Origin of the sequence: Planococcus beijingensis, from assembly GCF_016820615.1 — a bacterium.
GTDB classification, from domain to species: domain Bacteria; phylum Bacillota; class Bacilli; order Bacillales_A; family Planococcaceae; genus Planococcus; species Planococcus notacanthi.
In genome coordinates this window covers 98790-124888 of sequence record NZ_JADHDZ010000001.1, presented here as the reverse complement: position 1 = coordinate 124888, position 26099 = coordinate 98790, and the positions used below count along the sequence as shown (strand labels likewise).

Here is a 26099-nt window from a genome sequence, read left to right as displayed (position 1 = left end):
CTATTCCCCAATTAATTTAACCGGAAACTTATCTCGAATTCAAGATAATAATACCATAGATCTTTTCTTCCTTCAAAAGAAAGGGCCCATAGCACGAATGTGCATGGGCCTCTTGCTGTTATCAGGCTTCAGACTGCAACATGTCCTCTAAATTTTCTTTAGAGAATAAATAGTTTTCATTGCAGAAATGGCATTGTGCTTCCGCTTGGCCGTCAGTCACGATCATATCTTCGATTTCTGCAGCGCCCAAGCCTTGAATCGCTCTGGAAATCCGGTCTCTTGAGCATTGGCACTGAAATTGGACAGGCATTTCTTCGAGCACTTTAACATTGCCTGCACCCAATACTTCATTTAAGATATCTTCCGGCGTCATTCCCTGCCGCACCATATTGGAAATGGTCGGAATGGTTTTCAGACGCTCTTCGATATCCGTGATGACTTTTTCTTCTGTCCCGGGAAGCAATTGGATGATGAATCCGCCAGAAGCTTGGATGGTGTTGTCAGGATTGACGATAACGCCAACACCGACAGAAGAAGGTATCTGCTCAGAAGTAACGATATAATGGGTAAAATCCTCGCCGAGTTCACCGGACACCAAAGGAACTTGCCCTACAAATGGCTGAAGCAAGCCAATATCTTTGGAAACTGCCAACGTGCCTTCCGTACCGACCGCTCTTCTGACATCCAGTTTGCCTTGCTCGTTCAAATCAAAATGGGTCAAAGGATTGGATACGTATCCACGGACTTCCCCTTTGGCGTTTGCATCCACCAGAATTGTTCCGATTGGACCTCCTCCATTTATTCGGATCGTCAATTTTTCTTCGCCTTTCATCATGGCACCCAGCATGACACTCGCTGTCATGGAACGGCCAAGTGCAGCAGAGGCAGTCGGCCATGTATAATGGCGGCGCTGCGCTTCTCCAACAGTTTCAGTTGTGCGTGCCGCATAGGCGCGCACTTGCCCATCAAAGGCTAAGGCTTTCACTAAGTAATCGTTCATTTTGTTCTCCCTTTCTCTATCAAGCTTTCTACTCTTGGATGGCTTGTTTTTTTGCACGGACTTTGTCCGGAGTGATGTCATCGCCTAACGGGTCAATGACCGTCATATTGGTGACGGTGGATTCAATCTGTCCGCGAATGGACCGCAAATAGTCTTCACGCAATACTTGGCGCTCGACTTTTTCTGCATTGGTCAATCCTTCTTCACGTGCTTTTTTCGCTAATTGATTAATGCGCGGCAAGATGGCAATCATTTTCTTCTCCTCTTTCCCTTTTTGTTCCGCTTTAACGGGCAATGGATCAACCAACAATCAGCAGGGGTTAAAGAACCTGTCTGAAGTTTCTCTATCCGACCAGCTTTTGTGCCAGCCATTCGTTTAATTTTCTCGTTTTTTCCTGAAAACGCTGTTCATTCATTTTCTCAGAAAGCAAAGCAATGGTTTCCTGTTCCATCCGGAGGCGCCAGGCATTTTCTGCGTCAAGCATCAAATCCGTCAACAGACAGCAACGCTCCGGTTCCTCCAGTTCAAGCAAATCACCGAGCACGCCACTTGGAGAATACAGTGCCTGCTGTCCCTCAATCGCTTCATATATATCAAAAACACTGATGTTTTCCGGTTTTTTATTAAGTTTAAACCCGCCTTTAACTCCTGGCACAGAAGTGATCAAGCCTGCACTGACCAGTTTTCTCAACAGCTTCTGAAAATAGGTCGGAGAAGTGCCGAGCTGTTGGCTGATGGCTTCACCCGGAAGCACCGCTTTATCAGGAAGCATATTCAATAATAAAATCGCATATACCGATTGTTCTACACCTGGTTTCATGTGCACCCAAATCACCCTCTTTCAATTAAGGATAAAATTTATCCTCGTTATCCACAATAAACTATCTCGAATTAAAAGTAAATAAATATGCCTGCTTATTCCGGACATAGAAAAAGGGGCTGTCCTATAAGTCTCTAAAATAAAACAGCCGGAGAGAAAGAAAGCCTTTCTCTCCGGCTGTTTTTGGATGGGGAATACGTTTTCTGGGAGTAGCCGGCTGATGGGAATGGAGGCGGCGACTCCAGCGGGAACAGCGCGGGCTGGAGCCACTGGACTGAGCGCAGCGAGGGAAGCGGCAGAAGCCGTGCCCGCGGAACGCGTCCGCCGCAATGGACATCTGCCGGGTCTTTCGGGAACGACAAAAGGGCTGCCACCAAAAGTCATTTTCATGACCTTTTGGGACAGCCCCCTTTGATATGGAATGGATAAAAATTAGCCAGCTGCAGAACCAGCTAAACAATGCCCGATATAGCACCATAGACAAGCGCCAGTAGAATGACCATTGCCGGATGGATCTTCCTGATTTCCAACAGCCAGTAGCTGATGATGATCAGGATAACTGTCTGGACAGTGCCTGAAGTATCGACAGAAGTCATGAAAAACTGTAATGTCATGGCACCGAGCAGCACGGCGATGACCGGTCGGACCAACCTCGTAATATTTTTGACTTTCGGCGAATCTTTGTATTTCAACAAGGTCACCATCAACAGCACCATCAGAATAAGAGAAGGCGCAACTGAAGCGAATAAAGCAACGATCGCCCCCAAAACGCCGCCTTCCATATAGCCGATATAGCCTGCCATTTTCGTAGCGATCGGACCCGGCAACGCATTGCCCAAAGCCAGGACTTCACCGAATTCCTGGGTGGTCATCCACCCGTAGCGGTCCACCACTTCTTTTTCCACCAGTGGAATCGAAGCTGGGCCTCCGCCATATCCTAAAATGCCCGGAATAAAAAATGCCAAGAAAATGTACCAGTAAATCATTTCGACCTTTCCCCTTTCTTAAAGGAAGTTAAGGAAAGAATCAAAATTCCCATTATCACGATAGCCGGATGGATATTCAATACTTCTAATAGAACGATGGCGATTCCCGTAAACAGAATCGCTCGGCCAATCCCCAAAGCTTGGCCAGATTTCTGAAAGAAATCCCATGTCATCACTGCCAGCATGACCCCGACAACCGGTACGACAGCGGCGGACATGCTGTTGACCCAATCCAGCTCTTTATACTTCTGCAAGATGCCCAACAGAAGAATCATCAACACCACTGTCGGAATAACGGATGCGGCCAAGGCAATAAGGCAGCCAATCACTCCGTTGACCCGGTAGCCGATATAACCCGCCATCTTTGTGGCAATCGGTCCTGGCATGGTGTTCCCCAAGGCTAAGGTATCGCCGAATTCATCTTCTGTCATCCATTTATAATTGACCACGGCTTCACGGTGAAAAAGTGGAATTGCAGCAGGTCCACCGCCGAAACCCAATAGGCCGACACGGAAAAAAGCGGCAAAAAGATCTTTGTTTGTTTTTAATTTGGATTGTCCCATTTCTTTTCCTCCACTTTTCAAAGCCTACCAGGCGGCCACTGCACCATCCGTACGTGATTCGGTGCCGCCGGCCAAGACACCTGTCTCAGGATTGCGCCAAATGATTTGTCCTCTTCCGAAACTGCCGCCATCGGTCGCTACTTGAATTTGATGGCCTTTGCGGGATAGAGCCTGTGCCAGGTAATTCGGGAAAGTCGGTTCCACAAGAACAATTTTCCCTTCCATCCATTGCCACCTGGGGGCATCAAGAGCCGCTTGAGGATTCATCAAATAGTCGATGGTATTGGTGACTACCTGGAAATGGCCTTGTGGCTGCATATAGCCGCCCATTACACCAAATGGCCCGACAGCTTTCCCTTCTTTTGTCAGGAACCCTGGAATGATGGTATGGAAGGTCCGCTTGCCTCCAGCTATTACATTCGGGTGTTCAGGATCCAATGAAAAATCCGCCCCGCGGTTCTGCAGGCTGATGCCGGTTTCCGGAATGACGATACCTGAGCCAAAGCCCATGTAATTGCTTTGGATATAGGAGATCATATTGCCTTCTTCGTCTGCTGCCGACAAATAAACCGTTCCGCCTTTCGGCAATTCATAAGGTTCGGGATCACAGGCATTTTCGCCGATCGTCTTGGCCCGTGCTGCTGCATACTCTTTCGACAAAAGGTGTTCCGTACTGACCGGCATATTTTCCGGCTCAGTTATAAACGCTTTTAAATCTGTAAATGCCAGTTTCATGGCCTCAATCTGTTCATGATACGTATCAGCAGATTGCCATTTCGGCTCTCCCAATTCTTTAAAGATATTCAAAGCCATCAAAGCGACCATACCTTGGCCGTTGGGCGGAATCTCCCATACATCATAGCCTCGATAATTTGTTGAAACCGGCTCCACCCACTCCGCCTTGAATGCTTTTAAATCTTCTTTTGCTAAAAATCCTTCATGCTTTTTCATGAAGTCATCAATTTTGTCAGCGATTGCGCCTTCATAGAAAGAACGTGCATCGGTTTGCCCGATTTCAATCAATGTACGCGCATGTCCAGGAGACGACCATATTTCACCGATTTCAGGTGCACGGCCTTTCGGTGCAAAGGTATCGAACCATCCTTTATATTCTTCGTCCGTAAATGTATTTTTGTATTTGGAATAAGCTGCTTTCCAGTACTTCCCGAGAATCGGCGTCAATGGATAGCCTTCCTCCGCATAACGGATTGCAGGCTTTAATGCATCCGCCAACGACAATTTACCGAATTTCCGTGATAATTCAGCCCAAGCAGCCGGCACCCCGGGTACCGTTATGGGCACCAAACCGAATGTCGGCATTTTCTCGAAACCGAGCGCTTTGACTGCTTCTGGAGAAATGCTTTTCGGTGCAGGCCCCGAGCTGTTCAAGCCATGTAATTTATCTTTTACCCAGACCAATGCGAAAGCATCTCCCCCAATGCCATTCGAAGTCGGTTCCACAACTGTCAAAGCGGCAGCGGTTGCTATCGCTGCATCAATGGCGTTCCCACCATTTTGCATAATTTCAATACCGGCCTGTGCTGCAAGCGGCTGAGAAGTCGCCACCATTCCTTTTTTTGAAAATACGGTTTGTCTTTGTGATGCAAACGGATTATGTAAATAGTCCATTCTAATCCTCCCTTTCTCCCAATACCCCTTTTGTGTAACGCCCATCAAGCGGAGCTTTTATTCCACTATTCGCTGTAAATCTATTCGATCGAAATCCACAGACAGCCCACTTTTTGGCCTGCCTGTGAATAAGCTTTATTTCACTATAACAAAGCAAGAATAACCCCAAGTATAAAGTATCCAGTAGTATATTTCCACTCGATAAACTAAAAATACGGAATATTCCCATAAAAAAACTCAGTAACTTCCTGCTTTCAAAACAAAACCCTGCTGACCGCATTAGCGGTCAGCAGGGCTCTATCTTATCAACAGTCAGTTTCTTAAACTGAACACTGTACACTCGATTCCCGGAGCCACTTCAACTTTCCGCTGTTCCTGAAAACCGAATGCTTGATATAAGGCAATCGCCGGTTTATTGGCAGTTCCCGTGCTGACGATGAACTCATAGCCTTTATAGCGCTTCAGTAAATATTCCAACAGCCTTTTGCCGATGCCTCTGCGGAAATATGCCGGATTTACGATAAGTCGGTGAATATCCACAAGTCCGTCCACCATTTTATACGATACTACTCCCATCAGTTCTTCCTCCTGGAAACCGACAAATAATTCCCCGCTGTTTTGAATATCGATAGCCGTTTCATGAAGCTGAGGAATTTCGTAAAAATCCATAAGCTCAGCTTCTATGCCGTAGGCAGGAAGTTGGATTTCCAATATCTCCTGGGCCACCTGCTTATTGCGGTGATTGATTTCTCCAATCATGTATTTCTCCTCCAGCTGATTTAATCAAGCCGCGAACTTCTATGCCCGTGTGTTTTATTTTTGAAGAAAATCGATCAATTCATCAAATCGGGCTGTAGCATCCCGATAGCCTTGCTGATATAAAACTTCCAGCTTTTCCTGATCGCGTTCAATCCCTCGGATCTTATACAAATTCATTGGCCGAATCACCATTGCCAAACCTTCCTGCTCCAATTGATCAATAAAATCCATTGTTTCGTTGTAATAAAGGTGGCGGCTTTCCATTTTCTTTGCGATAGCCGGATATTGGCGGACAAAAGCAGGCAAGATGCGTGCAAATCGGCTCCTCTTTTTGCGGTAGCCTTTTTCTCTCGTCAACACAATGATTGGTTTGGTGACACCATCGGATAAAGCTTTTCGGATGGGAAGCGGATCTGCAATGCTGCCATCCATCAATAATTTCCCCGCGAACTCCACCGGTTTTGACATTAAAGGCAAAGAACTGGAAGCTCTCACAATCGCCAATACATCTTCTGGCCGATTTTGTTTTTCAAAATAAACCGCTTCTCCTGTCAGGCAATCCGTTGCCCCTACGACAAATTCTTCTGTCGCATTATTAAAGCGTTCATAATCAAAAGGCACGAGGCTGTTCGGAATTTCATTAAAGATTAAATCCATCCCGAACAATTCCCGTTTCACCAATAAATTTTTAACCGATATATATTCCGGATGGTTCACATAGCCGATGGTCACTTCCCGGTTCCGCCCGTTTTGCCTGGAAATATAGGATGCAGCATGGCAAGCGCCCGCTGACACCCCAATGACGTAATCGACAAAAATCTCTTCCTCCAACAACTTTTCGAGGACTCCTCCTGTATAAACACCACGCATGCCACCGCCTTCCAGGATCAATCCACTTTTCATCTAACTCCCCCCTGCTGGTTGAATCAACCACAGGCTCCGGTCAACTCAACCGACTTTTTCAATCAATTCCGGTTTATTGTTTTTTGGAGAATTGACTTCTTCCGAAACACGGTATGCTTCCATTTCTTCAGCTTTATAGGGCTTCAATAGGCCTTTCAATCTTTCGACGTCCTCCACATTGGGATCCAGCCACATTTCCTCTTCTTCTTTCGTTAAAATAACCGGCATGCGGTCATGAATCGATTTCATCAATGAATTGGCCTCTGTTGTCAAAATGGAACACGTATTGACCGTCTTGCCATCGGGCGCTTTCCACGATTCCCATAAAGCGGCAAAAGCAAAAGGTTCTCCGTTTTTCAATTTGATGCGCATCGGGATTTTTTCACCGCCTTTACGTTGCCATTCGTAGAAAGAGTCTGCAACTACCAGACAACGCTTCTTTTTAAAGGCATTACGGAAACTTGGCTTTTCCGCCACTGTCTCTGATCGCGCATTGATCATTTTGTAGCCGATTTTTTCGTCCTTTGCCCAAGGCGGAATCAGTCCCCACCTGAGTGTACCCAGTCGGTTTTTATGGCTATCGTTGATAATCGCAATGATTTGCTGGGAAGGTGCCACATTATAGCTTGGCGTGTATTCACCTTCATCTACAGCCATTTTTTCAACATTAAAACGGTCAATCAAAATCGCATAATCAGTGAATAATGAATACCTTCCACACACATTCATCACGCCTTTCTCTGTATGTTTTATACTTTTAATATACCAGAAATAGTGGTTCTCTTCTTTTCAATTGCCTTGTTTACCCGAAGTATTCAGATAATATCAAACCTTTTTAAAAGACCTGAAACTGTCCATTTTCTTGTCCATAGGTCTTGCAGTTTCGATAGATTTTTTCAGTTATCTTTATTCCTTTAAATCGATAGCCCTAAGCCTTTGCATCCATTAAGACTCAAAATCCAAGGAAAATACGTTACAGCCCCTTAAATGGCTAAATAGTGTTATAATAGAAGAACAACGAGTTATATTAGGAGGAATTACATGGCTACTGCACGCGAAATGAGTCTGGTCAACAAGGATTTTCTGGTTGAAGAATTAGGGCTGAAACAACAAGGAAACTCAACTATCTTTATGAATGAAGATTGTTTTGTATTATCCCCATCTGTTCAGCGATATGAAAAAGGTTTTGACGTCAGTGAATTCAATTTGGCAAAGTTCGATCCTGAACGCCAACAAGGCTTTTTGCTCGTACGGTACATGGACACCTTTTTAATGGCGAAGCTTGAAAGCTTCACGAAAAAAATGATGCTTCCTGAACTCCAAATTAAAAAGAAAAACACGAAACCTCATTGGAAGTTCACAGTTGCTGAAAATCCAGCTTACCATATCGTCAATACACAGAATAAGGAACTGCGTTACCGTTTGCAGGAGCCTACAAAAAAACAGATTGCATCTTTCTTCAAGAAAATATAATCTTTTCCCGCTGCCGGAGTGCATGCGGGTTTTTTTATTCCACTTTTAGTCAGTAAATGATAAAGAACTCCCGCTAGTTGAAGTTTCTCTTTATTCTTCTATCCTTTGTATGGATTTTCTGCTTAACATGTTAATATGAAGAATATTATGAATTTCTTAGGGTGGCAACCTTTTAAAATACAGTTGCTGTACAAGGAAAGTGATTATCGATTGGAAGTGACCCATGGCTACTCAACGATATACCGTAAAAGACCGCCAGTTTTGGAAAATCATCATCAGCCTTTTGTTTGCATCTTTGTTTATTTTTGCGAACATGTATGCTGTTCAGCCTTTGCTCCCTGTTTTTGTGGACGAATTTCAAGTGTCTGTTTCGACAGCCAGTTTAGCTTTATCATTGACCATCATCGGATTGATCCTGGGATTGATTGTTCTCGGATTTTTTTCTGACCGCAATGGCCGGAAATCTTACATCATCTATTCTCTATTGGGATCAGCTATCCCTTTTTTCATTATTCCGCTGACAGATTCCTTTGCGGTGCTGTTGATTCTTCGCTTTATTCAAGGATTCGCGCTGGCCGGTGTACCAGCCGCCGCTCTTGCCTACATCAGTGAGGAAATCGATCGCAAGAATATCGCGTATGCAACCGCTCTGTATATTTCCAGCAATGCGCTGGGTGGCATGCTCGGCCGTGTCCTGACAGGCTACCTGACTGACCACTTTTCTTGGCAACTCTCATTCTACACCTTTGCTGTCACAGGTCTTCTTTTATTTGCAGCAGTGGTGTACTTGCTGCCGCCATCACAGAATTTCAAGTCCAGTCACTTAAGTTTTGCAAAAGATATTGAAGGGTTCCTATTCCATTTAAAGAATCCCGCACTTCTCGTCGTTTTTGGGCTTGGTGCCATATTGCAGGTATCCTTTACGGGCATTTGGACATATCTTCCTTTCCATCTGGAAGCCCCTCCCTATTCGATGTCGCTGCAGGCCATCTCTTATTTATTCTTTGCCTATGGAATTGGTGTCATTGGCTCTCCGCTAGCCGGCCGGGCTGCCGAGAAATTCGGCCTGCGCAATGTCCGGCTGGCTGGGGTCTTTATCCTATCCGCCGGCATTTTCATGACACTCAGCCCTTATCTCTGGATGATTGTTGTCGGCCTCTGTGTAACCTGCTTGGGATTCTTCACTTCCCATTCCCTGACAGCCGCCTCTGTCGGCCAGCAGGCTGCCCACCATAAAGGAAGTGCCTCCAGTTTGTATTTGGTTTCTTATTACATTGGGGTGGCAGCCGGAAGCTCCTTGCTGAGCCCGTTGTGGACAGCTGCCGGATGGAGTGGATTGGTTCTCTTCACTGCAATTTTACCGCTCCTATACATAACGTTCATTACCCTATTCAGAAAAAAAGCAGGCTCCACCGCGAGGTGAGCCTGCTTTTTGCTGTCTTTTTGGAATGTTTCTTTACTCAAGGAATTCCGCTGGAATTGATAGCAGATCAAGTCCCCAAACGAGCGGCAGGAAGTAGAACACCGCAAGTCCAACAAAAAAGATGCCGAATATATTTAAGGCCAATCCTGCTTTTGCCATATCGGCAATCCGCAAATACCCAGAGCCGAAGACGACCGCATTTGGCGGTGTCGCAACCGGCAACATGAATGCACAGGACGCAGCAACAGCTGCAGTGACCATCAAAGCATAAGGATGGATGCTGAGCGCTACAGCCAGTGACGCCATAATCGGGAACATCATAGAAGCCGTTGCCGTATTGGACGTAATTTCAGTCAAGAACAAGACAAGTGCAGCGACTACCAGAACGATGATCAGGACATTGACGCCCTGCAAGCCGATCAATTGGCTTCCGATCCATTCAGACAGACCCGAGTTCGTAAAGCCAGCAGCGATGGCCAGCCCTCCACCGAACAGCAGCAAAATGCCCCAAGGCAGTTTAACAGCCGTTGCCCAATCCAATAAATGATCCCCTTTTCTATTCTTGGAAGGAACAATGAACAAGATCATGGCCGCAATCAATCCGACCATCGCGTCCGTCACTTCCAAGTCAGGCGCAAAAGCATCAAGGATGAACGAACGGCTGATCCAAGCAAGTGCTACCGCTATAAAGACGGCAAATACTGCTTTTTCTTCGTATGAAGCAGCGCCCAAATCGGTTTTCTGCTGGCGTATCACTTCGCTTCCACCAGGCAGGTGCTTTAATTTTTGCGGGTATGCAAATTTCACTAGATATACCCAAGCAACCAAAATAAAAATCCATGCTAACGGAACACCAAATAGCATCCATTGTGCAAATGTAATTTCAATGCCATAAATTTCATTGACCGCCCCTGCCAATAACGTGTTCGGCGGTGTTCCGATCAATGTCGCAATTCCGCCAAGTGAGGCAGAGTAGGCAATTCCGAGCATCAATGCTTTACCAAAACCAAAGTTCTCTTTTGAAGTATCGATGGAAGGGTCGTCTTTTAAGGCATCCGATACTTGATAGATGATGGCCAAACCAATCGGCACCATCATCATGGCAGTGGCCGTATTGGAAATCCACATGGATAGGAATCCGGTAGCCACCATGAAGCCCAGTACAATTCGTTCGGTATTGGTTCCGATGATTGAAATGATGGTAAGGGCAATGCGCTTATGCAAGTTCCATTTTTCCATTGTCAGGGCAATCATGAAGCCGCCCATAAAGAGGAAGATTGTATCATTTCCATAGGCAGATGTCGTGGAGCTGACATCCAGACCACCGGTCATTGGAAACAGAATAATCGGCAGAAGCGAAGTGGCCGGAATCGGAATCGCTTCCGTAATCCACCAAGTGGCAATCCAAATTGTACTTGCCAAAATGGCTTTTGCTTCAGGCGGTAAGCCTTCGGGACTAACAAAGATTAAAGTTAAGACAAAAAGAAGCGGCCCCAAAAATAAGCCAATTAACTGCGGTGTGTTGTAACTACGCTTTTTTTTGCGTTCGTCATAAGATCCGGCATCCTCAGCCCGATCACGGCCTTCCGGTATGCCCGCTCCTGGGTTAGTAAATAAACGGAACGTGTCTTTTGCCTGGTCATGTTTTTCCCACATCCAGTTCCATGTAGCAGAAATCATACTATCCCTCCATTTTCTTAAAAAAAAAGAATTATTCAACAATTACTGTCATAATTGTATAGGTTTACATGGTCGCAAACAAGCGGATAAATGATAAAACCGAACCATTTTGAAAAATGAACACAAAAAAGGGCTGGGAATTGTGCATCCCTGCCCTTTATCTTTCGAATTTCTCAATCGTTTTTTAGCGGTGTATTATTGATCTTCTGTCTCGCCGATTGGATTTTGTTCATCTCCAACTCCAGTATTGCTGTGAGCCCCACTTTTCTCCATACTTTTTCCATCTTCCCGTGATTCTTGATCAATGCTTTCAAACTCTTCACGTTGCCTCCTGTTTTGGTTCGTTTGCGGATTCGCGTCTCTTGAGAAATCATTTTTAGCCATACCATCATTCCTCCCATAAGTAGTTACCCCTCTACTTCCCTTCTAACATAAAGTAAAACGTTTTATAGAGGGATAAAAACTCCATAGCCAAAGTAGACAGACAAAAGTGATAAAAGAGCGAAAACCAGGTATTCGGAAGTGCCGCCGGTCGTGGCAGTCACAGGAAAACGGATATTCCACTTGAAGGGAAAGAACAGTTTTACTCCTCTTTTTGTCGCCATATCCAAGACAATATGGCTGGCCATACCGACAAGCAGGCCTGCTGAAATGGCTTCCACTGGCATGAAGTTATTCAGCAGAACCGCGAATAATCCCAAAAACAGCAGGCTGTGGGTGAATGTCCGATGTCCGAATAGACCATTGATCAACTTGGAAAGAACAGGCAACGCGCGGCCAATTTTGCTGCTGCCATGGCAGATGTCCGGAATCACCGACCCGATGACGCCTGCCCCGAGCAATAGCACCGGTTCGTAATTCGTAATTTGTGCAAAGGCAAGGCTTGCTGTTATGCCGCCTAGGATGTGTGTCTTGCCTGTCATGCTTTCTTCTCTCCTTTAATAGTGCTATTTTTATTATACTAAAAAGTTGTGTATGCTGAAGACAAGGGAATTAATTATTTAAGTTAAGCTACTCACTTAAATGGGTATTATTCTGCTGTAGTTATTCCGCAAATCAGCTCCTGAAAACCAAATACTCGTGGAGCGATTGCTTAAGAATCTTTTTCCGTGTACAGGTTTGAGCATTCATTCTTAATTTCAACCTAATTAAAAGGAGGCGTCATTATGGGAATTCATCGTTTTTTTACATCATTGAATGATTTAGAGCGGATTATCCGTGCACCTGGCAGATTTAAATTTGAAGAACATAATGTTGCAGCCCATTCGTGGAAAGTAAGCCAATACGCCATGTTTTTTGCCACGATTGAAGAACGCGCCGGACGTGAAGTTGATTGGAAGGCATTATATGAAAAAACCATCAACCATGATTTTGCTGAAGTGTTTATCGGCGACATTAAAACACCGGTCAAATATGCTTCACCTGAGCTGAAAGAAATGATTGCAAAAGTGGAGGAAGGCATGATGGAAAAGTTCATCCTGCGTGAGATTCCGGAAGAATTTCAAGATGTCTTTTTCGAACGCATGAAAGAAGGGAAAGACGCGACTGTAGAAGGGCGGCTGCTGGAACTGGCGGATAAACTGGACCAATTTTATGAAGCATTCGCGGAGTTGAAACGCGGCAATACCGACAAAGAATTTGTGGTGATGTACCGGATTGCTTTGACTAAAATACTGGATCTGCCTTTGCCGGCAAGCATTGCTTATTTCAGAGATGTCATGCTTGGCGATGTGATCAACGAAGACACAGCTATCGATGTAAAAGAGATTACGCGCCAGATCATTGCTGAACATTAAAGCTTCAGTATATATTTCAAGCTCAAAATATGGTAAATTTAACTTCAACAAATACTTTCGGAGGTGAATCCCTTATTTAAGGGAATTTATTGGACCCCATACTTTTATTGAATTTAGTTTTGCTCGTCTTATTAATCGCGTTAACGGCTGTTTTCGTCGGCTCGGAGTTTGCCGTCGTTAAAGTCCGGATGTCGCGCATCGACCAATTGATTGATGAAGGAAACAAAAAAGCTGTATTGGTCAAGAAAATCACCAGTAACCTTGATTACTACCTGTCCGCATGTCAGCTTGGCATTACCGTTACCGCCCTCGGACTTGGATGGTTAGGTGAACCGACTATTGAACGGCTTTTGCATCCTTTATTCGAAACGCTCGGTGTTCCTGCATCTGCTTCTACCATCATTTCCTTTGTGCTGGCTTTTTCACTGGTGACATTTCTTCATGTGGTCATCGGAGAAATGGCCCCCAAATCATTGGCACTTCAATTTGCTGAACGGATGACCTTGACGCTGTCGCCATTCCTTTATTGGTTCGGCAAAATCATGTACCCGTTCATTTTCATCCTGAATGGTTCGGCTCGTATTCTTTTACGGGTTTTCGGTGTAGAACCTGCCAAAGAAGAACAAGCCCATTCAGAAGAAGAACTGAAAATCATCATGGCGCAAAGTTTCCAAAGTGGGGAAATTAATCAAACTGAACTTTCCTACATGCAGAACATCTTTGCTTTTGATGAGCGCAGTGCAAAAGACGTAATGATTCCCCGTACTCAAATGATCGCTTTTTCTGATGATTTGACGAACGAGGAGCTTCTGGTGGAAATCCGTGAGCATCGTTTTACACGTTATCCTATCGCCAGAGACGGGGACAAAGACGATCTTATCGGTTTTATCAACGCCAAAGAAGTATTGACGCATTATGCCGTCAACGGCCAATTTGAAATGTCAGAACTGATACATGACCTTCCTTATTTTCATGAAACCACACCACTTCAAAATGCCTTAGTGAAAATGCAAAAAGACCGTACGCATATCGCTTTGGTCATTGATGAGTATGGCGGAACTTCAGGTCTGATTACAATGGAAGACATATTAGAGGAAATCGTCGGAGAAATCCGTGATGAATTTGATGAAGAGGAAGATGAGGAAATTATTAAGGAAAGCGAAACCCGCTATCTTCTGAATGGACGTGTCCTTTTAAAAGATCTCGAAGAACGTTTCGGCTTTACATTCGAAGACAGTGAAGACATTGACACAATCGCCGGTTGGATTCAGCATCAATTGATTGAAGCCGAAACCGGTGACCAGTTCATAAAAGAAGGTTGCCAGTGGTCGATTGTGGAAATGGAAAATCACCACATTCTGAAAGTTGCCTGTGACCTGTTGCAAAAATCACCTTAAAAAGGATGTCCGCATGCGAACATCCTTTTTTGTGTTCCAAACAGTCTAGCTTCATTTTATAAATGCGTCTGTTTTCATTTTTTAGGGTTAACCAGCTATGCAATAGGGCATATAAAGAATAACTAATTCTAAAATGGAGGTTGTTCTATGAGTAAAGCTATGGGGTTCGTCAAAGAACTTGGCAGTGAATTCAAAAAAGATAAAGCAACGACCCTGGCTGCAGCACAGGCTTATTACTATCTACTCGCTATTGTTCCTTTATTGATTTTGCTGCTGGCTATTTTGCCTTATCTTCAGATTGATCCACAGAAAGCCGTGGATTTCATCGGTACCATTCTTCCAGGAGAAGTGGCTACAACATTCCAGGATACCATCGTCAGTGTTGTCACCACCCCTTCAGGCGGTTTGTTGACATTCGGTATTTTGGGTACGCTTTGGTCCGCATCAAACGCATTGACTGCTTTTATCGATGCCACCAACCAAGCCTATGGAGTCGAAGAAAGCCGTTCATTCATTAAACTGAAAGCAACAGCTATCGTCTTGACGCTTGGCATGCTGGTTGCGGTCATTGTTGCCCTTATTTTGCCGATTTTCGGTGGTACGATTATCGATATGATCAAATCATTTTTGAGCTTGCCAGAGCAAACCGAAATTATTTTCCAAGTATTGCGTTGGGTTGTCTCCATCGCAGTCATGAGTATTGTATTGGCTCTTATGTACAAGTTCGCTCCTGACAAACATTTCCCATTCAAGGAAGTTATTATCGGCGCTGTCATCGCAACAGTCCTGTGGCAAGTTGTGTCATTCGGATTCTCCATCTATGTTGCTAACTTCGGCAGCTATTCAGCGACCTACGGAAGTCTTGGAGGACTAATTGTCCTGATGCTTTGGTTCTTCCTGACAGGATTGATTCTTGTTATCGGTGCTGAAATCAATGCTATTCTGCACAGACGCAAAAATGCGAAAGGAGCAGATTCTTCTGACCCTGTTGCGCAAAGCGAAGCAAATCAAAAAGAAGCGAAAGACACAGAGTCTTCCATGAACAAATACTAAACCACAAAGCCCCTTCACCGAAAAAGGTGAAGGGGCTTTTTTATCAGTTCATTTTTGATCCACTTTTTCGAAAAGAGCCATCCATTCGTCGATTGTGAAGTCCTGGATCTTGCCATCTTGGCCATTGATCGCAAAATAGTCGATGGCTTTCTGAGTTGCCCCGGTCAGGTGCCGGGAAACCTCTTCCATCTGCCCCTCGCTTTCAGCAGTACGTGCTACCCATGAAGGATAGTCAAACGTCTTCCGCCGATCGGCCGACTTCAGTTCTTTCATTCCATTTTCCTTCAGCAGCGTTGCCCATTCCGCTTTTGATAAGCACCGAAAATGGCTGTGGTCTCTTAATCGTTCCGTCGTATTCATAAACTCCGCCAATTCGGGATCGGCTGGTGCGACATTGTCGATCAGAATAAACTTGCCGCCTGTCTTCAAAACCTTCGCTACTTCGGAGATAAAGCGGTCTGGTTGCGGAAAATGATGCGGTGCAATCCGGCATACTGCTGCATCAAAGGTTTCTGTGAGAAATGGCAAGGCTTCGGCATCCGCCACCACGTACTCGATGTTGTCGAAGTTGTGCCGCAGATGTTTTGCTGTATTCTCCAACATCGCTCTCGTCAGATCCGTAGAAAATACTGTGGCCACATGTGGCGCCAATGTTTTTGTCACATGTCCCCCGCCTGTTGCAATATCCAGCACTTTCCACGTTTTTTCAGGTTTCAGCCAGTCAACAAGCAACGGCAAATCATCCCCTTTTGCGTGGCTGTTGCTGGTGACGTATTTATCAGCGTTCTTCCCGAACACTTCTTCTACTTTTTGTTTCGGTGTCTTTTTCATGCCGGTCCTCCTTATTCACATTCCTGGGCGGTGGTTTAGAAAGTTGCGGTACGCAAACCCTTCCACTTCTGTTTCCGTATACTGCTTTTGCAATTCGTTGATCAAATTAGGGAATTCCGATGCATTTCCAAGCCCTGTAATGTGTGAAGAAATTCCATCAAAATCCGATCCGATGCCGACTTGCTGAATTCCTCCAAGCGAACAGAGATAATCGATGTGGCGGACCAAATCCGATATCGTTGCCTGTTCACTGTCTTTATTGATAAACTGCGGAGCAAATACGACATCGATCATGCCATTGTTGGTGAATATCGCCCGAATTTGTTCATCATTCAGATTCCGTGGATGATCACAAAGAGACCGGGCATTGGAATGGCTGGCAATCGGGTATTTTGCAAGGTCCATGACATCCCAAAATCCCTTGATGGATAAATGGGACACATCCGTAAACACATGATGTTCGTTATTGAGGCAGACCACTTCTTTTCCCAAGACCGTCAATCCCGCACCTCTCGGATCTCCGACACCATCCGCACAAAGATTGGCATTATTCCAAGTTAGTCCGATCGACAGTACACCCAGACGATAGAGGTGGCGCAGCTTTATTAAATCATTGCCGAACGCATCGGCTCCCTCCAAGGTCAAAACAGCGCCAATTTCATCTGGCTTTAATTGGTCAATGTCCTTCCATTCTTTGATATGCTTCATCAATGGATTTTTCCCGAGGATTTCGCTGTAGAATAAATCCACTTGCTCGAGAGCGTGCTGCCATTTTTCATCAGAAGGAAATTCCGGATGGATGAAGATGGCGAAAAACTGTACTTTTACACCGCCTGCCTGCAGCCGTTCAAAATTAGTCTCGAGGTCATTCGACTTCCGGTAGTCCAACATTTCCCCGTCGAATAACGTATTCCGTTTTGCAATCTGCAGTTTCAGCAGCGCATCGCAATGTGTATCGAAAATCTTCATCTACTCATCTCCTTCTTCTCGGCAGGCTTCGATAAAGCCTTGGAAGATACCCAGCGACGCCGAATCGGCAGCTCTTGCCATGTTTTCCGGATGCCATTGCACACCCAACGCAAAATGATGTTTTGTACTTTCAATCGCTTCCACAATGCCGTCACTTGATACACCGCTGACGATCATCGGCTGAGGCACCTGGCGGTTAGCTTGATGATGGCGGCTATTAACTTTCAGGCGCTTGAGTCCAGTTAAGCGGTGCAGCAACGATCCTTCTGTTACCTCAACAAAATGAGAACCGTGGAACCGCGGTGCTTTTTGCTGATGCTGCAGCAAATCTGCTTTTGCTTGTGTGGTGATGTCCTGATACATATCGCCTCCGACCGCAATATTCAAAATTTGTGCTCCCCGGCACACACCAAGAATCGGCTTTTTCAATTCCAGAACTTTTTTCGTTAGAGCCAGCTCAAATACATCGCGTGAAGGAATAATTACGCCAAGGTTCGGATGCGGCTCCTCGCCGAATAAAGTCGGATCAATGTCATAACCTCCCGCCAGGAAAAGCCCGTCGATATGTTCAGCAATTTCATCGATATCCGCCTCTTCCATCAAGTGTGGGAGCATGATCGGCAAGCCGCCTGCGGCTAAAATCGCTTCTGAGTCCGCCAGTTCAATATCGTATGCATCGCGTCCCAATTCCAGAGATGCCGTAAGGCCAATAATCGGTTTCATCTATGTATACCCTCCCATTTTTAAAAACTGAATATAATAAACATACAGAATTTACTGGTGGAATACTAGTTCATCTCCCAACTTTATTAATTGGAAGAGTTCATCAGAAAAACGGAAAGCCCGAAAGCTTTCCGTTTTGTTCTTACTGTTCTTTTCCTGATTCAGCGATTGCTGTCGCAATAGCGTCTTCAATCGGGGTAACCGAAGCTAAATCGTTGTTGATGATGATCGAGAAAATCAACGGCTTGCCGTCTTTGGTGGTGGCGTATCCAGACAAAGCGGAGACGGCTGTCAACGTTCCCGTTTTTGCTTTGACATTTTGTTGAGCGGCTGTTTCTTTCATCCGATTCCGCAATGTGCCGCCAACGAACCGCTCTGCATCCGCCGCAACCGGAAGCGAATTCAGGTAACTGCCATACCATGGTCTGCTCTGGACTCCAAACAGCAATTGAGATATTTCATTTACTGGCATCAAATTCACATGGGACATGCCCGAACCATCACGAAGCAGGATAGTGTCGGTATTGACGCCCAGTGTTCCTGCTACATCTTCCATTACTTCCAGTCCGGCTTCCCAGCTGCCTTCTCCTTTTACCGCGCGGCCCATTTCCTTGGCCAACACTTCACCGTGGCCATTGTTGCTGAGCTTCATGAAAGGAATCGAAAGCTCAGCCAGCGACATCGACTCGTGCTCCACCAATAGGGTGCTGTCGTCCGGCGTTTCCCCCATTTCCAGTGTATGTTTTCCAGCCCACTCGATGCCTTCAGCCAGCAACGCATTTTCAAACAAATCGAGGGCATAACCTGAAGGTTCATCAACAGCAATCCATTCCCGCATCCGTGATCCCTCCACCGGGATATTCCCTTCCACTACAATTTGGTTGGTTCCATGCTTGCGGCTGATGGAGACAGTTTTAGGTTGGTCTGCCGCTACTGTCTTCGCCCGATTGACGATTGTTACATAATCAGTTTGCGGTGCCAGCGATACTTTTGGCTCTATACCGGCTGAATCACCCGGATTCACTTCAACAATAAGAGAGCCCGCATCATAATCTTCATTGGGCGAGGCAGTCAATGCAGAAACCTGTGCACCGTAATAATAAATTTCGTCCTGCCAGGTGATGTCTTCTGACAACCGGACATCGTCATACCACGTATCATCGCCGATCAAATCGCCTTTGATTTTTTGAATCCCCTGGTTTTTCAATTCCTGTGCAAATTCCTCAAAGTCTTCCTGTAGAAGTGTAGGATCCCCTTTCCCTTTTAAGTAGAGGTTGCCTTTAAGCATTTTTCCTTTCACTGCTCCATCTGTATGTATTTCCGTAGTAAAGCGATAGTCTTCTCCTAAGGTTTCAAAAGCTGCTGCGGCAGTGAAGAGCTTGATATTCGAAGCTGGAACCAAACGCGTGTCTCCAAAGTGATCATAGATTTTTTCACCTGTCTCCGCGTCTCTGATGCTGACTCCCGCTAAAGCGCCATCCAACCGTTCATCCTGCAGGATCTGATTGATTTCATTGGCCAAAGATGCATACTCATCATCTGCGCCTGCTGTTATTTCTTGCTCCGCAAACTGTAGGGGTGAAATCGCCAGTGCCCCTGTCACCATTAAAAATATTGCCCCTGCCACAAATTTCTTGCCTCCCATGATTCCATCCCCTATCCATTAATCTGTTAAAGAATGTACCATAACAATCGTTTAAGTTATCAGACAATTTAATAAACAGATCGTTTAGCATAGGGCTTTTTTGTCAATATAGGGATATTATCCATCTTGAACTCAAGCATTACTTTATTTGCATCCTTTACTAGCTCCATGCACCCATAAGGTTCCATAAAAAAATTCAGCAGAAATGTAAAAGCTTCCGCTGAATCATGTTAGTTATATAACTGGCTCAAAACGAACATTTTTGTTCCCTCTCTATTCTCCCCATTGCGTTTCCGTTGTATAAACCAATTGGTCCCCAACAAAAATCCGGCATTCCATTCTACAGAAACAAGTCCCGATCGATACTTTGATTTCTTCAAATTCCCCTTGTTCGTTTTTCACTTTCCCGAACAAGCGGGAAGTAAGATGCAGACCCACCTGTTCATCCTGTAAAACCCCATCCACAAATAATTTTTCGTTGGTCCATGTATTGACGACTCGAATGGTATGGTCACCGTACTTGACTACCCAAATATCCTTCATGACCTGGCCCCCTGTCCCTGCTTTTGACACCAGTATACCAGAAATAGAAAACCACTATGCACCTGAGCCAACCTCTGCTATTGGGAAAAGCCACAGGTTGGAGCGAAGGTATTCTTCAAATGAAAAAAGCCATAGACGACTCGAATGATTCGAGTACATCTATAGCCTGCGCTATATCAATCTATTCTGTTGCTTTTTTACTTGATCAATTCCAATTCTACTGGAATTGATGCTTCCACTTCTTCGCCTTCGAGTGACTGAACAGCTGCCTCAACAGCCATTTCACCAATCATTTCAGGTTTCTGAGCAATTGTTCCATCCAAACGGCCATCTTCCACCGCTTTTACTGCATCATCTGTAGCGTCAAATCCGACAACAGCAATGTCTTTTCCAGAAGCTTCAATCGCTTCAAGAGCACCTAATGCCATTTCGTCATTGTGAGCAAAGACTCCCTTAATGTCTGGGTTTGCCTGAAGGATATTTTCCATAACGGACAAGCCTTCAGAACGGTTGAAGTTTGCTGTTTGTTTAGCCACAACATCCAAGCTTTCAGCAGCAATCTTGTTAAATCCTTCTCCACGTTCACGTGCAGCTGAAGATCCTGGTACGCCTTCAAGCTCTGCAACTGCAGCGCCTTCACCTACGATTGAAGTTAGATGTTCTGCTGCCATTTCGCCGCCTGCTGTATTGTCAGATGCGATATGGGAAACCACTTCTCCGCCTGCAGCACTGCGGTCAACTGTGATGACCGGAATGTTTGCCGAGTTCGCTGATTCGACTGCCGCTGCAACCGCTTCAGAATCGACTGGGTTGATCATAATCAGATCCACTTCCTGTTGAATCAAATCTTCAATATCACTTGCTTGCTTTGAAGCATTGTCCTGTGCATCCACTACTGTCAAAGTTGCGCCAAGCTCTGCAGCTTTTTCTTCAGCGCCTTCATTCAACGTAACAAAGAACGGATTGTTCAATGTCGAAACAGAAAAACCGATTGTGTAATCGCCGCTTGCTTCGCCGCCATCGCCGCTTTCCTCTTCAGAACTTGATCCTGGAGCTTCCATCGAACAAGCCGCCAAAATCATCATTGCCAACAAGATGAACCCTAATTGCATTTTTTTCATTTTCCTGCACCCCTTATGCTGTTTTTTTACGGTCCAGAAGAACCGCTAATAATATGACTGCACCCTTCACTACTTGCTGGAAGAAGGACGGAACCCCAATCAAGTTCAAACCGTTGTTCAATACACCGATGATCAGCGCACCGATCAATGTGCCGACAATCCATCCACGGCCACCGGTCAAACTTGTGCCGCCAAGCACAACTGCTGCGATAGCATCCAGTTCGAACATTTCACCGGCGGTCGGCTGAGCCGAATTCAGGCGCGATGTCAAGATCAAGGAAGCCAATGCTGCCAACAGGCCAAGCAAGGAATAAACATAAATTTTGATGCGGTCCGCATTGATCCCAGACAGGATCGATGCCTCTTCGTTGCCGCCAACTGCATAGACACGACGGCCAAATGTCGTCTTTTTCAAAATGAAATACAAAACTCCAAAACTGATGATCATCGTCACTACCGGTACCGGAATTCCAAGGAAATATCCTTTGCCGAGCATCTGGAACGTCAGGCTGTCGCCTAATCCGGAAATCGGACGTCCGTCGGTATACACCAGCGTCAAGCCACGATAAATGGTCATCGTCGCCAAGGTTGCGATAAATGGCGCCACTTTCCCTTTGGCAATAATGAATCCGTTAATGGCACCTAATACTGCACCGAGCAATAAGCCCAGCAGCATGGCGAAAATCGGATCTATTCCACTGGCCATCATTCCTGCTGTGACCGCTCCGGTTAAGGCAAGAGTCGCCCCGACCGATAAATCGATGCCTCCTGTCAGAATAACAAAAGTCATACCAAAGGCAATCAAAGCGTTAATGGAAACCTGCCGAAGCACGTTCATTAAATTGGAGACGGATAAAAACCCGGGGTTTAAAGCCGTAATAATTACGATAATAAGGATCAACCCGATAAAGGGAGCTATCTTCTGAAGCATAGATTGGTTATTGGTCTTCAACTGCAAGTTTTCCACCTCCTGTTGCAAAATGCATAATTCGTTCCTGTGTCATTTCCTGTTTCGGTAAATCTGCTGTAATTTTGCCTTCGTGCATCACTAGAACCCGATCAGCCATACCGATCACTTCCGGCAATTCCGAAGAAATCATCAGAATGGCAACACCGCGTTCAGCCAGTTCATTGATGATCGAATAAATTTCTTTTTTCGCTCCAACGTCAACACCGCGCGTCGGCTCATCCAAAATCAGCAACTTCGGTTCAATACCAAGCCATTTTGCGATGACTACTTTTTGCTGATTGCCGCCGCTCAAAGACTTAGCTGCCTGATCTGGACCTGATGTCCGGATTCCGAGGCGTTTAACCATCGTGTCGTAAAGCTTGCGCTCTTTGTCTTTGGAAATCAGGCCGTTTTTGGAAATAGCCGCAAAATTGGTCATGCTGACATTTTCCTCTACTGAAAAGTCCACAACGAGCCCTTCTGATTTCCGGTCTTCCGTTACATATCCGATGCCCATTTCCTTGGCTTTTCTTGGTGTATCGATTTTAACTTGCTTGCCGTCAAATTCAATGGTGCCGCCATCCAACTTTTTATAGCCAAACAGCGATTGCGCCACTTCTGTCCGCCCTGCTCCCATGAGCCCGGCAATCGACAGCACTTCGCCTCTCCGGAGCTCAAACGAAATATCTTCAAAGCAATCTTTTCGCTTCAAGCCTTTGACAGAAAGTTTTACTTCACCAATCTCCGAATTCCGTTCAGGGAAACGCTCTCCCAATTCACGGCCTACCATCATTTGCACAATTTCATCAAAAGAGGTTTCACTGATTTTCCGTTCCCCTACAAATTCCCCGTCACGCAAAATGGTGATCCGGTCACACAGTGAAAAAATTTCCTCCATCCGGTGAGAGATATAAATGAAAGATACACCGCGCTTCTGTAGTTCACGAATGGTCTTGAACAAGCTGTCAATTTCACGATCCGTCAATGCAGCAGTCGGTTCGTCCATAATGATCACTTCCGCGTCCACTGACAGGGCTTTGGCAATTTCAACGATTTGCTGCTTGCCCACTGACAAGGTACTGGCAGGATCCGAAGGGTTAATATCCAAGCCAAGATCCCCAAGAATTTGGCGTGTCTTTTTTTCCATCTGCTTGGTTTTCAAAATTCCCGTGCGGCCAATCGTCTCCTCGCGCCCAAGAAATAAGTTATCGGCGATCGACAGATGAGGCAGAATGTTCAGTTCCTGGTGGATAACTGCAATACCTGCTTCTTCCGCTTGCTTGGGAGAAGTAAAATCGACTTGTTTTCCTTTTACTTCAACCGTCCCAGTATCTCGCGTATAGATGCCGGACATGATTTTCATTAAAGTCGATTTCCCGGCACCGTTTTCACCCATAAGTGCGTGAATTTCACCTTTTTCCAACGTGAAATGCACATTTTTCAAAACTTTATTGCCGCTGAATGACTTTGAAATATCGGTCATTTTGATCATAGTGTTCACCTGCCTTTTTTAAAAGATGACTCCGGAGCGAAGGACGATATTAGCGTAAGGTGTCGCTTCTCCAGTGCGGATAATCAATTTCGCCTGTTTGCTGAGATCTTTCAGCTCTTCATGTGTTATATAGTCTGCCTTCATTTTCTTTAGAATTTCATTTTCCACTTCAGGGTTGCCTTTGGTTATTTCCTGGGCAATAAACGCTGCTTCTGCTTCAAAGTCATCCAGGACTGCATCCAGGATGGTCAAAAACGCAGGGTCGCCTATTCTATAGGACAAATCAACGCACGGAACGCCCTTCGGAATCGGTAAACCGCAGTCACCTATGACCAACAGGTCCGTATGGCCGAAAGCAGCCAAAGCTGACGCTATGTCACGGTTGATGATGCCATGTTTTTTCATGAGTGGGCACCGCCCATCCGTCCAAGGACTGCATCCCGTTCAGGCATACCGCCTTGCGCACCGAATTTTTCTACAGATAAGGAAGCGGCGGCATTGGCAAAGCGAACAGCTTGTTCGAAATCTTGGCCTTCCGCTATTGCAGCAGCCAATGCTCCGTTGAATGTATCGCCTGCTCCGGTTGTATCTACCGCTTCGGTAGGAAATCCTTCGACAATAACATGCTTTTCTCCGTCGAAAAATTGGGCGCCTTTTTGTCCAAGCGTCACTACAAGACGGTTTGGATACTCCTCCAAGGCCTGCTCCCAATTGCCGCCAAAAATCTCTTCCGCTTCGGTTTCATTTGGCGTTAAGTACGTACAATAGGGCAAAAAGTCAGCGGTAAATCCGCTTGCCGGCGCCGGGTTCAAAATAGTCGGAACACCGTTCTCATGGCAGATTTCCAAGGTCCGTTGAATGACTGGAATCGGCATTTCCAATTGCATCATCACCAAATCGCTGGCTGCCAATTGCTTCGTGAACCCATCAATTTCTTCAGTTGTCACACTATAGTTCGCACCTGGCACGACAATAATGCGGTTATCTCCTTCCGATAACAGGATGTTGGCAATTCCGCTTGCCCCATCAATCCGTTTGACGCTTTGGACTTGAATTCCTTCAGTCTCCAACCCGTTCAACAGCTCAGTTCCAAATGCATCTTGTCCGACTGCTCCGATCATATGGACATCGCTTCCCAGTCTCGCCGCTGCCACTGCTTGATTGGCTCCTTTGCCTCCAGGGACTGTTGTGTATAGATTTCCCAAAGCCGTTTCGCCCTGCTTTGGAAAACGATCGGTTTGGACGACCAAATCCATATTGATGCTTCCGACTACTGTAATCATTCCGCTACACTCCTTGTTGTTCCACGAATCACTAATTTCACGGGAACTTCATAAAAACTCTGTTCAATTTTCTTATTCTCAATTTGTTTGATCAGGACCCGGGTTGCAACTGCGCCCATCTTATAAACATCCTGTGCGACAGTGGTCAATCCCGGAGACAGCATCTCACCCATCGCCACGCCGTCAAAACCGACAATCTGCAGATCATCCGGCACTTGCCTTCCAATCGTACCTGCGGCCTTTAAAGCCCCCGCAGCTGACACATCACTGCTGGCAAAAATGCCGTCGATTGATGGATTATCCTGCAATGCCTGTTCCACCACTTTTTGGGAATCCGCAAAATGGAATGGGCAAGTCACTACCTGATAATCCGCGTCTGATTGCCGAATCGCTTCCATGAAGCCATCATACCGGTCATTGGCCGGATTCAATTCTTCAGGACCTCTTAAGAAAAGGACATTCCGGCATCCTCTTTCGAGAAGCGCATTGGTGCCAATGACTGCACCTTCCTTGTTATTCGAGGAAACGACAGGTATCTTATCGTTGATTGCACGGTCCAGTGCCACAATCGGCACATTGGCATTGGCATAATGCGGTGCATCCAACTGATTGGAAGTCACGATAAATCCTGCAATATATTTTTTCTTTAATGTTTCAATATAGTTCTTCTCTTTTTCAGGATCTTCATCTGAGTTGCATAACACGACGGTGTAGCCGTATGTCAACGCAACATCTTCAACTGCACGTGCAAGTTCCGGAAAAAATGGATTTGTGATATCCGGCAAAATCAAGCCGATCAGATTCGATTTTTTCGTATTGAGAGAACGTGCAACGGGATTTAATTCATATTTAAGTTCGTCTACTGCAGCCGTTACCGCTTTTGCCGCATCTGCACTGACGTACCCGCTGTCATTTAAGAACCTGGAAACCGTCGCCACAGAGACCCCTGCTTTTTTTGCTACATCCTTAATAGTGGTCATTTAAAACGACTCCGTTTCTCTTGCAATGTGTAACCGGTTACACATAATATATAATGCACTACTCTATCTGTCAATGTGAA

Annotated in this window: 29 protein-coding genes; 6 read left to right on the top strand and 23 right to left on the bottom strand. The window is 45.5% G+C overall.

Annotated elements, in window-relative coordinates; translation table 11 throughout:
• Positions 1–121: 121 nt before the first annotated feature.
• The 3 genes from hslO to IRE19_RS00660 form a co-directional block, all read right to left on the bottom strand.
• Positions 122–1000, bottom strand: coding sequence for an Hsp33 family molecular chaperone HslO (gene hslO, locus IRE19_RS00670; RefSeq protein ID WP_191715025.1), 879 nt, complete (start codon positions 998–1000; stop codon positions 122–124).
• A 28-nt stretch (positions 1001–1028) separates the two neighbouring features.
• Positions 1029–1253 (bottom strand): DUF896 domain-containing protein, encoded by a 225-nt coding sequence (locus tag IRE19_RS00665; protein WP_203338949.1) that lies wholly within the window; start codon positions 1251–1253, stop codon positions 1029–1031.
• 91 nt (positions 1254–1344) lie between these two features.
• Complete coding sequence (locus IRE19_RS00660; protein WP_191715023.1) at positions 1345–1827, bottom strand: RrF2 family transcriptional regulator; 483 nt, start codon at positions 1825–1827, stop codon at positions 1345–1347.
• Positions 1828–2041: 214 nt separating this feature from the next.
• Between IRE19_RS00660 and IRE19_RS00655 the strand changes: the two genes are divergently transcribed.
• The gene (locus IRE19_RS00655) at positions 2042–2236 is read left to right on the top strand and encodes a hypothetical protein (protein ID WP_191715022.1); all 195 of its coding nucleotides are present in this window, start codon (positions 2042–2044) and stop codon (positions 2234–2236) included.
• A 37-nt stretch (positions 2237–2273) separates the two neighbouring features.
• Here the strand turns inward: IRE19_RS00655 and IRE19_RS00650 are convergent, their stop codons facing one another.
• The 6 genes from IRE19_RS00650 to IRE19_RS00625 all read right to left on the bottom strand — a co-directional run bounded on the left by IRE19_RS00650 (position 2274) and on the right by IRE19_RS00625 (position 7384).
• Positions 2274–2807 carry a chromate transporter gene (locus tag IRE19_RS00650; protein ID WP_191715021.1) on the bottom strand — a complete coding sequence of 178 codons (534 nt, stop codon included), beginning with the start codon at positions 2805–2807 and terminating at the stop codon, positions 2274–2276.
• Positions 2804–3370 carry a chromate transporter gene (locus IRE19_RS00645; protein WP_191715020.1) on the bottom strand — a complete coding sequence of 189 codons (567 nt, stop codon included), beginning with the start codon at positions 3368–3370 and terminating at the stop codon, positions 2804–2806. The genes IRE19_RS00650 and IRE19_RS00645 overlap by 4 nt, the downstream gene beginning before the upstream one ends.
• Positions 3371–3394: 24 nt before the next feature.
• Positions 3395–4999 carry a gamma-glutamyltransferase family protein gene (locus IRE19_RS00640; RefSeq protein WP_203338948.1) on the bottom strand — a complete coding sequence of 535 codons (1605 nt, stop codon included), beginning with the start codon at positions 4997–4999 and terminating at the stop codon, positions 3395–3397.
• A gap of 312 nt (positions 5000–5311) precedes the next feature.
• Positions 5312–5758, bottom strand: coding sequence for a GNAT family N-acetyltransferase (locus IRE19_RS00635; protein ID WP_203338947.1), 447 nt, complete (start codon positions 5756–5758; stop codon positions 5312–5314).
• A gap of 54 nt (positions 5759–5812) precedes the next feature.
• Entirely contained in the window at positions 5813–6661 is an 849-nt protein-coding gene (locus IRE19_RS00630; protein ID WP_203338946.1) for a patatin-like phospholipase family protein, read from the bottom strand.
• A gap of 45 nt (positions 6662–6706) precedes the next feature.
• Entirely contained in the window at positions 6707–7384 is a 678-nt protein-coding gene (locus tag IRE19_RS00625; protein WP_203339673.1) for an SOS response-associated peptidase family protein, read from the bottom strand.
• 318 nt (positions 7385–7702) lie between these two features.
• Here IRE19_RS00625 and IRE19_RS00620 point away from each other — a divergent pair, with 318 nt between their 5' ends.
• Positions 7703–8134, top strand: coding sequence for a hypothetical protein (locus tag IRE19_RS00620; protein ID WP_191715016.1), 432 nt, complete (start codon positions 7703–7705; stop codon positions 8132–8134).
• 223 nt (positions 8135–8357) lie between these two features.
• Positions 8358–9557, top strand: a complete 1200-nt coding sequence (locus IRE19_RS00615; protein WP_203338945.1) for an MFS transporter — start codon at positions 8358–8360, stop codon at positions 9555–9557.
• 33 nt (positions 9558–9590) lie between these two features.
• Here IRE19_RS00615 and IRE19_RS00610 read toward each other — a convergent pair whose 3' ends face one another.
• The 3 genes from IRE19_RS00610 to IRE19_RS00600 all read right to left on the bottom strand — a co-directional run bounded on the left by IRE19_RS00610 (position 9591) and on the right by IRE19_RS00600 (position 12160).
• Positions 9591–11237, bottom strand: a complete 1647-nt coding sequence (locus IRE19_RS00610; protein ID WP_203338944.1) for an SLC13 family permease — start codon at positions 11235–11237, stop codon at positions 9591–9593.
• Positions 11238–11432: 195 nt separating this feature from the next.
• Positions 11433–11621 (bottom strand): hypothetical protein, encoded by a 189-nt coding sequence (locus IRE19_RS00605; protein ID WP_203338943.1) that lies wholly within the window; start codon positions 11619–11621, stop codon positions 11433–11435.
• Positions 11622–11683: 62 nt separating this feature from the next.
• Positions 11684–12160 (bottom strand): metal-dependent hydrolase, encoded by a 477-nt coding sequence (locus IRE19_RS00600; RefSeq protein ID WP_203338942.1) that lies wholly within the window; start codon positions 12158–12160, stop codon positions 11684–11686.
• Positions 12161–12403: 243 nt separating this feature from the next.
• Here IRE19_RS00600 and IRE19_RS00595 point away from each other — a divergent pair, with 243 nt between their 5' ends.
• From IRE19_RS00595 to IRE19_RS00585, 3 genes are all read left to right on the top strand, one after another.
• Positions 12404–13033, top strand: a complete 630-nt coding sequence (locus tag IRE19_RS00595; RefSeq protein ID WP_191715011.1) for a YfbR-like 5'-deoxynucleotidase — start codon at positions 12404–12406, stop codon at positions 13031–13033.
• An 89-nt stretch (positions 13034–13122) separates the two neighbouring features.
• A complete protein-coding gene (locus IRE19_RS00590; protein ID WP_238943023.1) occupies positions 13123–14430 on the top strand; it encodes a hemolysin family protein in 1308 nt (435 codons plus the stop codon).
• Positions 14431–14577: 147 nt separating this feature from the next.
• Positions 14578–15483, top strand: coding sequence for a YihY/virulence factor BrkB family protein (locus tag IRE19_RS00585; RefSeq protein ID WP_203338941.1), 906 nt, complete (start codon positions 14578–14580; stop codon positions 15481–15483).
• Positions 15484–15531: 48 nt separating this feature from the next.
• Here IRE19_RS00585 and IRE19_RS00580 read toward each other — a convergent pair whose 3' ends face one another.
• The 11 genes from IRE19_RS00580 to IRE19_RS00530 all read right to left on the bottom strand — a co-directional run bounded on the left by IRE19_RS00580 (position 15532) and on the right by IRE19_RS00530 (position 26019).
• Positions 15532–16314 (bottom strand): class I SAM-dependent methyltransferase, encoded by a 783-nt coding sequence (locus tag IRE19_RS00580; protein ID WP_203338940.1) that lies wholly within the window; start codon positions 16312–16314, stop codon positions 15532–15534.
• Positions 16315–16329: 15 nt separating this feature from the next.
• Positions 16330–17283: a dipeptidase gene (locus IRE19_RS00575; protein ID WP_203338939.1), complete on the bottom strand. Its 954-nt coding sequence runs from the start codon at positions 17281–17283 to the stop codon at positions 16330–16332.
• Positions 17284–18006 (bottom strand): gamma-glutamyl-gamma-aminobutyrate hydrolase family protein, encoded by a 723-nt coding sequence (locus IRE19_RS00570; RefSeq protein WP_191715007.1) that lies wholly within the window; start codon positions 18004–18006, stop codon positions 17284–17286. It abuts the gene before it with no gap.
• Between the two features lie 142 nt (positions 18007–18148).
• On the bottom strand, positions 18149–19651 hold the full coding sequence (gene dacB / locus IRE19_RS00565; RefSeq protein ID WP_432419924.1) for a D-alanyl-D-alanine carboxypeptidase/D-alanyl-D-alanine endopeptidase: 1503 nt from the start codon (positions 19649–19651) through the stop codon (positions 18149–18151).
• A gap of 273 nt (positions 19652–19924) precedes the next feature.
• A complete protein-coding gene (locus IRE19_RS00560) occupies positions 19925–20194 on the bottom strand; it encodes a hypothetical protein (protein ID WP_203338938.1) in 270 nt (89 codons plus the stop codon).
• A 197-nt stretch (positions 20195–20391) separates the two neighbouring features.
• Complete coding sequence (rbsB, locus tag IRE19_RS00555) at positions 20392–21315, bottom strand: ribose ABC transporter substrate-binding protein RbsB (protein ID WP_191715005.1); 924 nt, start codon at positions 21313–21315, stop codon at positions 20392–20394.
• Positions 21316–21328: 13 nt separating this feature from the next.
• Positions 21329–22246, bottom strand: coding sequence for an ABC transporter permease subunit (locus IRE19_RS00550; RefSeq protein ID WP_191715098.1), 918 nt, complete (start codon positions 22244–22246; stop codon positions 21329–21331).
• Between the two features lie 7 nt (positions 22247–22253).
• Positions 22254–23756, bottom strand: coding sequence for a sugar ABC transporter ATP-binding protein (locus tag IRE19_RS00545; protein WP_203338937.1), 1503 nt, complete (start codon positions 23754–23756; stop codon positions 22254–22256).
• A gap of 18 nt (positions 23757–23774) precedes the next feature.
• Complete coding sequence (gene rbsD, locus IRE19_RS00540) at positions 23775–24161, bottom strand: D-ribose pyranase (RefSeq protein ID WP_191715003.1); 387 nt, start codon at positions 24159–24161, stop codon at positions 23775–23777.
• On the bottom strand, positions 24158–25039 hold the full coding sequence (rbsK, locus tag IRE19_RS00535) for a ribokinase (RefSeq protein ID WP_203338936.1): 882 nt from the start codon (positions 25037–25039) through the stop codon (positions 24158–24160). Before rbsK ends, rbsD begins: the two co-directional genes overlap by 4 nt.
• A complete protein-coding gene (locus IRE19_RS00530; protein WP_203338935.1) occupies positions 25036–26019 on the bottom strand; it encodes a LacI family DNA-binding transcriptional regulator in 984 nt (327 codons plus the stop codon). The genes rbsK and IRE19_RS00530 overlap by 4 nt, the downstream gene beginning before the upstream one ends.
• Between the last annotated feature and the right edge of the window lie 80 nt (positions 26020–26099).

What these genes read in the sequence shown, in the direction of transcription:
- hslO (WP_191715025.1), bottom strand. Translation starts at nt 1,000, where the DNA reads ATGAACGATTACTTAGTGAAAGCCTTAGCCTTTGATGGGCAAGTGCGC.
- IRE19_RS00665 (WP_203338949.1), bottom strand. Translation starts at nt 1,253, where the DNA reads ATGATTGCCATCTTGCCGCGCATTAATCAATTAGCGAAAAAAGCACGT.
- IRE19_RS00655 (WP_191715022.1), top strand. Translation starts at nt 2,042, where the DNA reads ATGGGAATGGAGGCGGCGACTCCAGCGGGAACAGCGCGGGCTGGAGCC.
- IRE19_RS00650 (WP_191715021.1), bottom strand. Translation starts at nt 2,807, where the DNA reads ATGATTTACTGGTACATTTTCTTGGCATTTTTTATTCCGGGCATTTTA.
- IRE19_RS00645 (WP_191715020.1), bottom strand. Translation starts at nt 3,370, where the DNA reads ATGGGACAATCCAAATTAAAAACAAACAAAGATCTTTTTGCCGCTTTT.
- IRE19_RS00640 (WP_203338948.1), bottom strand. Translation starts at nt 4,999, where the DNA reads ATGGACTATTTACATAATCCGTTTGCATCACAAAGACAAACCGTATTT.
- IRE19_RS00635 (WP_203338947.1), bottom strand. Translation starts at nt 5,758, where the DNA reads ATGATTGGAGAAATCAATCACCGCAATAAGCAGGTGGCCCAGGAGATA.
- IRE19_RS00630 (WP_203338946.1), bottom strand. Translation starts at nt 6,661, where the DNA reads ATGAAAAGTGGATTGATCCTGGAAGGCGGTGGCATGCGTGGTGTTTAT.
- IRE19_RS00620 (WP_191715016.1), top strand. Translation starts at nt 7,703, where the DNA reads ATGGCTACTGCACGCGAAATGAGTCTGGTCAACAAGGATTTTCTGGTT.
- IRE19_RS00615 (WP_203338945.1), top strand. Translation starts at nt 8,358, where the DNA reads ATGGCTACTCAACGATATACCGTAAAAGACCGCCAGTTTTGGAAAATC.
- IRE19_RS00610 (WP_203338944.1), bottom strand. Translation starts at nt 11,237, where the DNA reads ATGATTTCTGCTACATGGAACTGGATGTGGGAAAAACATGACCAGGCA.
- IRE19_RS00605 (WP_203338943.1), bottom strand. Translation starts at nt 11,621, where the DNA reads ATGGCTAAAAATGATTTCTCAAGAGACGCGAATCCGCAAACGAACCAA.
- IRE19_RS00600 (WP_203338942.1), bottom strand. Translation starts at nt 12,160, where the DNA reads ATGACAGGCAAGACACACATCCTAGGCGGCATAACAGCAAGCCTTGCC.
- IRE19_RS00595 (WP_191715011.1), top strand. Translation starts at nt 12,404, where the DNA reads ATGGGAATTCATCGTTTTTTTACATCATTGAATGATTTAGAGCGGATT.
- IRE19_RS00585 (WP_203338941.1), top strand. Translation starts at nt 14,578, where the DNA reads ATGAGTAAAGCTATGGGGTTCGTCAAAGAACTTGGCAGTGAATTCAAA.
- IRE19_RS00580 (WP_203338940.1), bottom strand. Translation starts at nt 16,314, where the DNA reads ATGAAAAAGACACCGAAACAAAAAGTAGAAGAAGTGTTCGGGAAGAAC.
- IRE19_RS00575 (WP_203338939.1), bottom strand. Translation starts at nt 17,283, where the DNA reads ATGAAGATTTTCGATACACATTGCGATGCGCTGCTGAAACTGCAGATT.
- IRE19_RS00570 (WP_191715007.1), bottom strand. Translation starts at nt 18,006, where the DNA reads ATGAAACCGATTATTGGCCTTACGGCATCTCTGGAATTGGGACGCGAT.
- dacB (WP_432419924.1), bottom strand. Translation starts at nt 19,651, where the DNA reads ATGGGAGGCAAGAAATTTGTGGCAGGGGCAATATTTTTAATGGTGACA.
- IRE19_RS00560 (WP_203338938.1), bottom strand. Translation starts at nt 20,194, where the DNA reads ATGAAGGATATTTGGGTAGTCAAGTACGGTGACCATACCATTCGAGTC.
- rbsB (WP_191715005.1), bottom strand. Translation starts at nt 21,315, where the DNA reads ATGAAAAAAATGCAATTAGGGTTCATCTTGTTGGCAATGATGATTTTG.
- IRE19_RS00550 (WP_191715098.1), bottom strand. Translation starts at nt 22,246, where the DNA reads ATGCTTCAGAAGATAGCTCCCTTTATCGGGTTGATCCTTATTATCGTA.
- IRE19_RS00545 (WP_203338937.1), bottom strand. Translation starts at nt 23,756, where the DNA reads ATGATCAAAATGACCGATATTTCAAAGTCATTCAGCGGCAATAAAGTT.
- rbsD (WP_191715003.1), bottom strand. Translation starts at nt 24,161, where the DNA reads ATGAAAAAACATGGCATCATCAACCGTGACATAGCGTCAGCTTTGGCT.
- rbsK (WP_203338936.1), bottom strand. Translation starts at nt 25,039, where the DNA reads ATGATTACAGTAGTCGGAAGCATCAATATGGATTTGGTCGTCCAAACC.
- IRE19_RS00530 (WP_203338935.1), bottom strand. Translation starts at nt 26,019, where the DNA reads ATGACCACTATTAAGGATGTAGCAAAAAAAGCAGGGGTCTCTGTGGCG.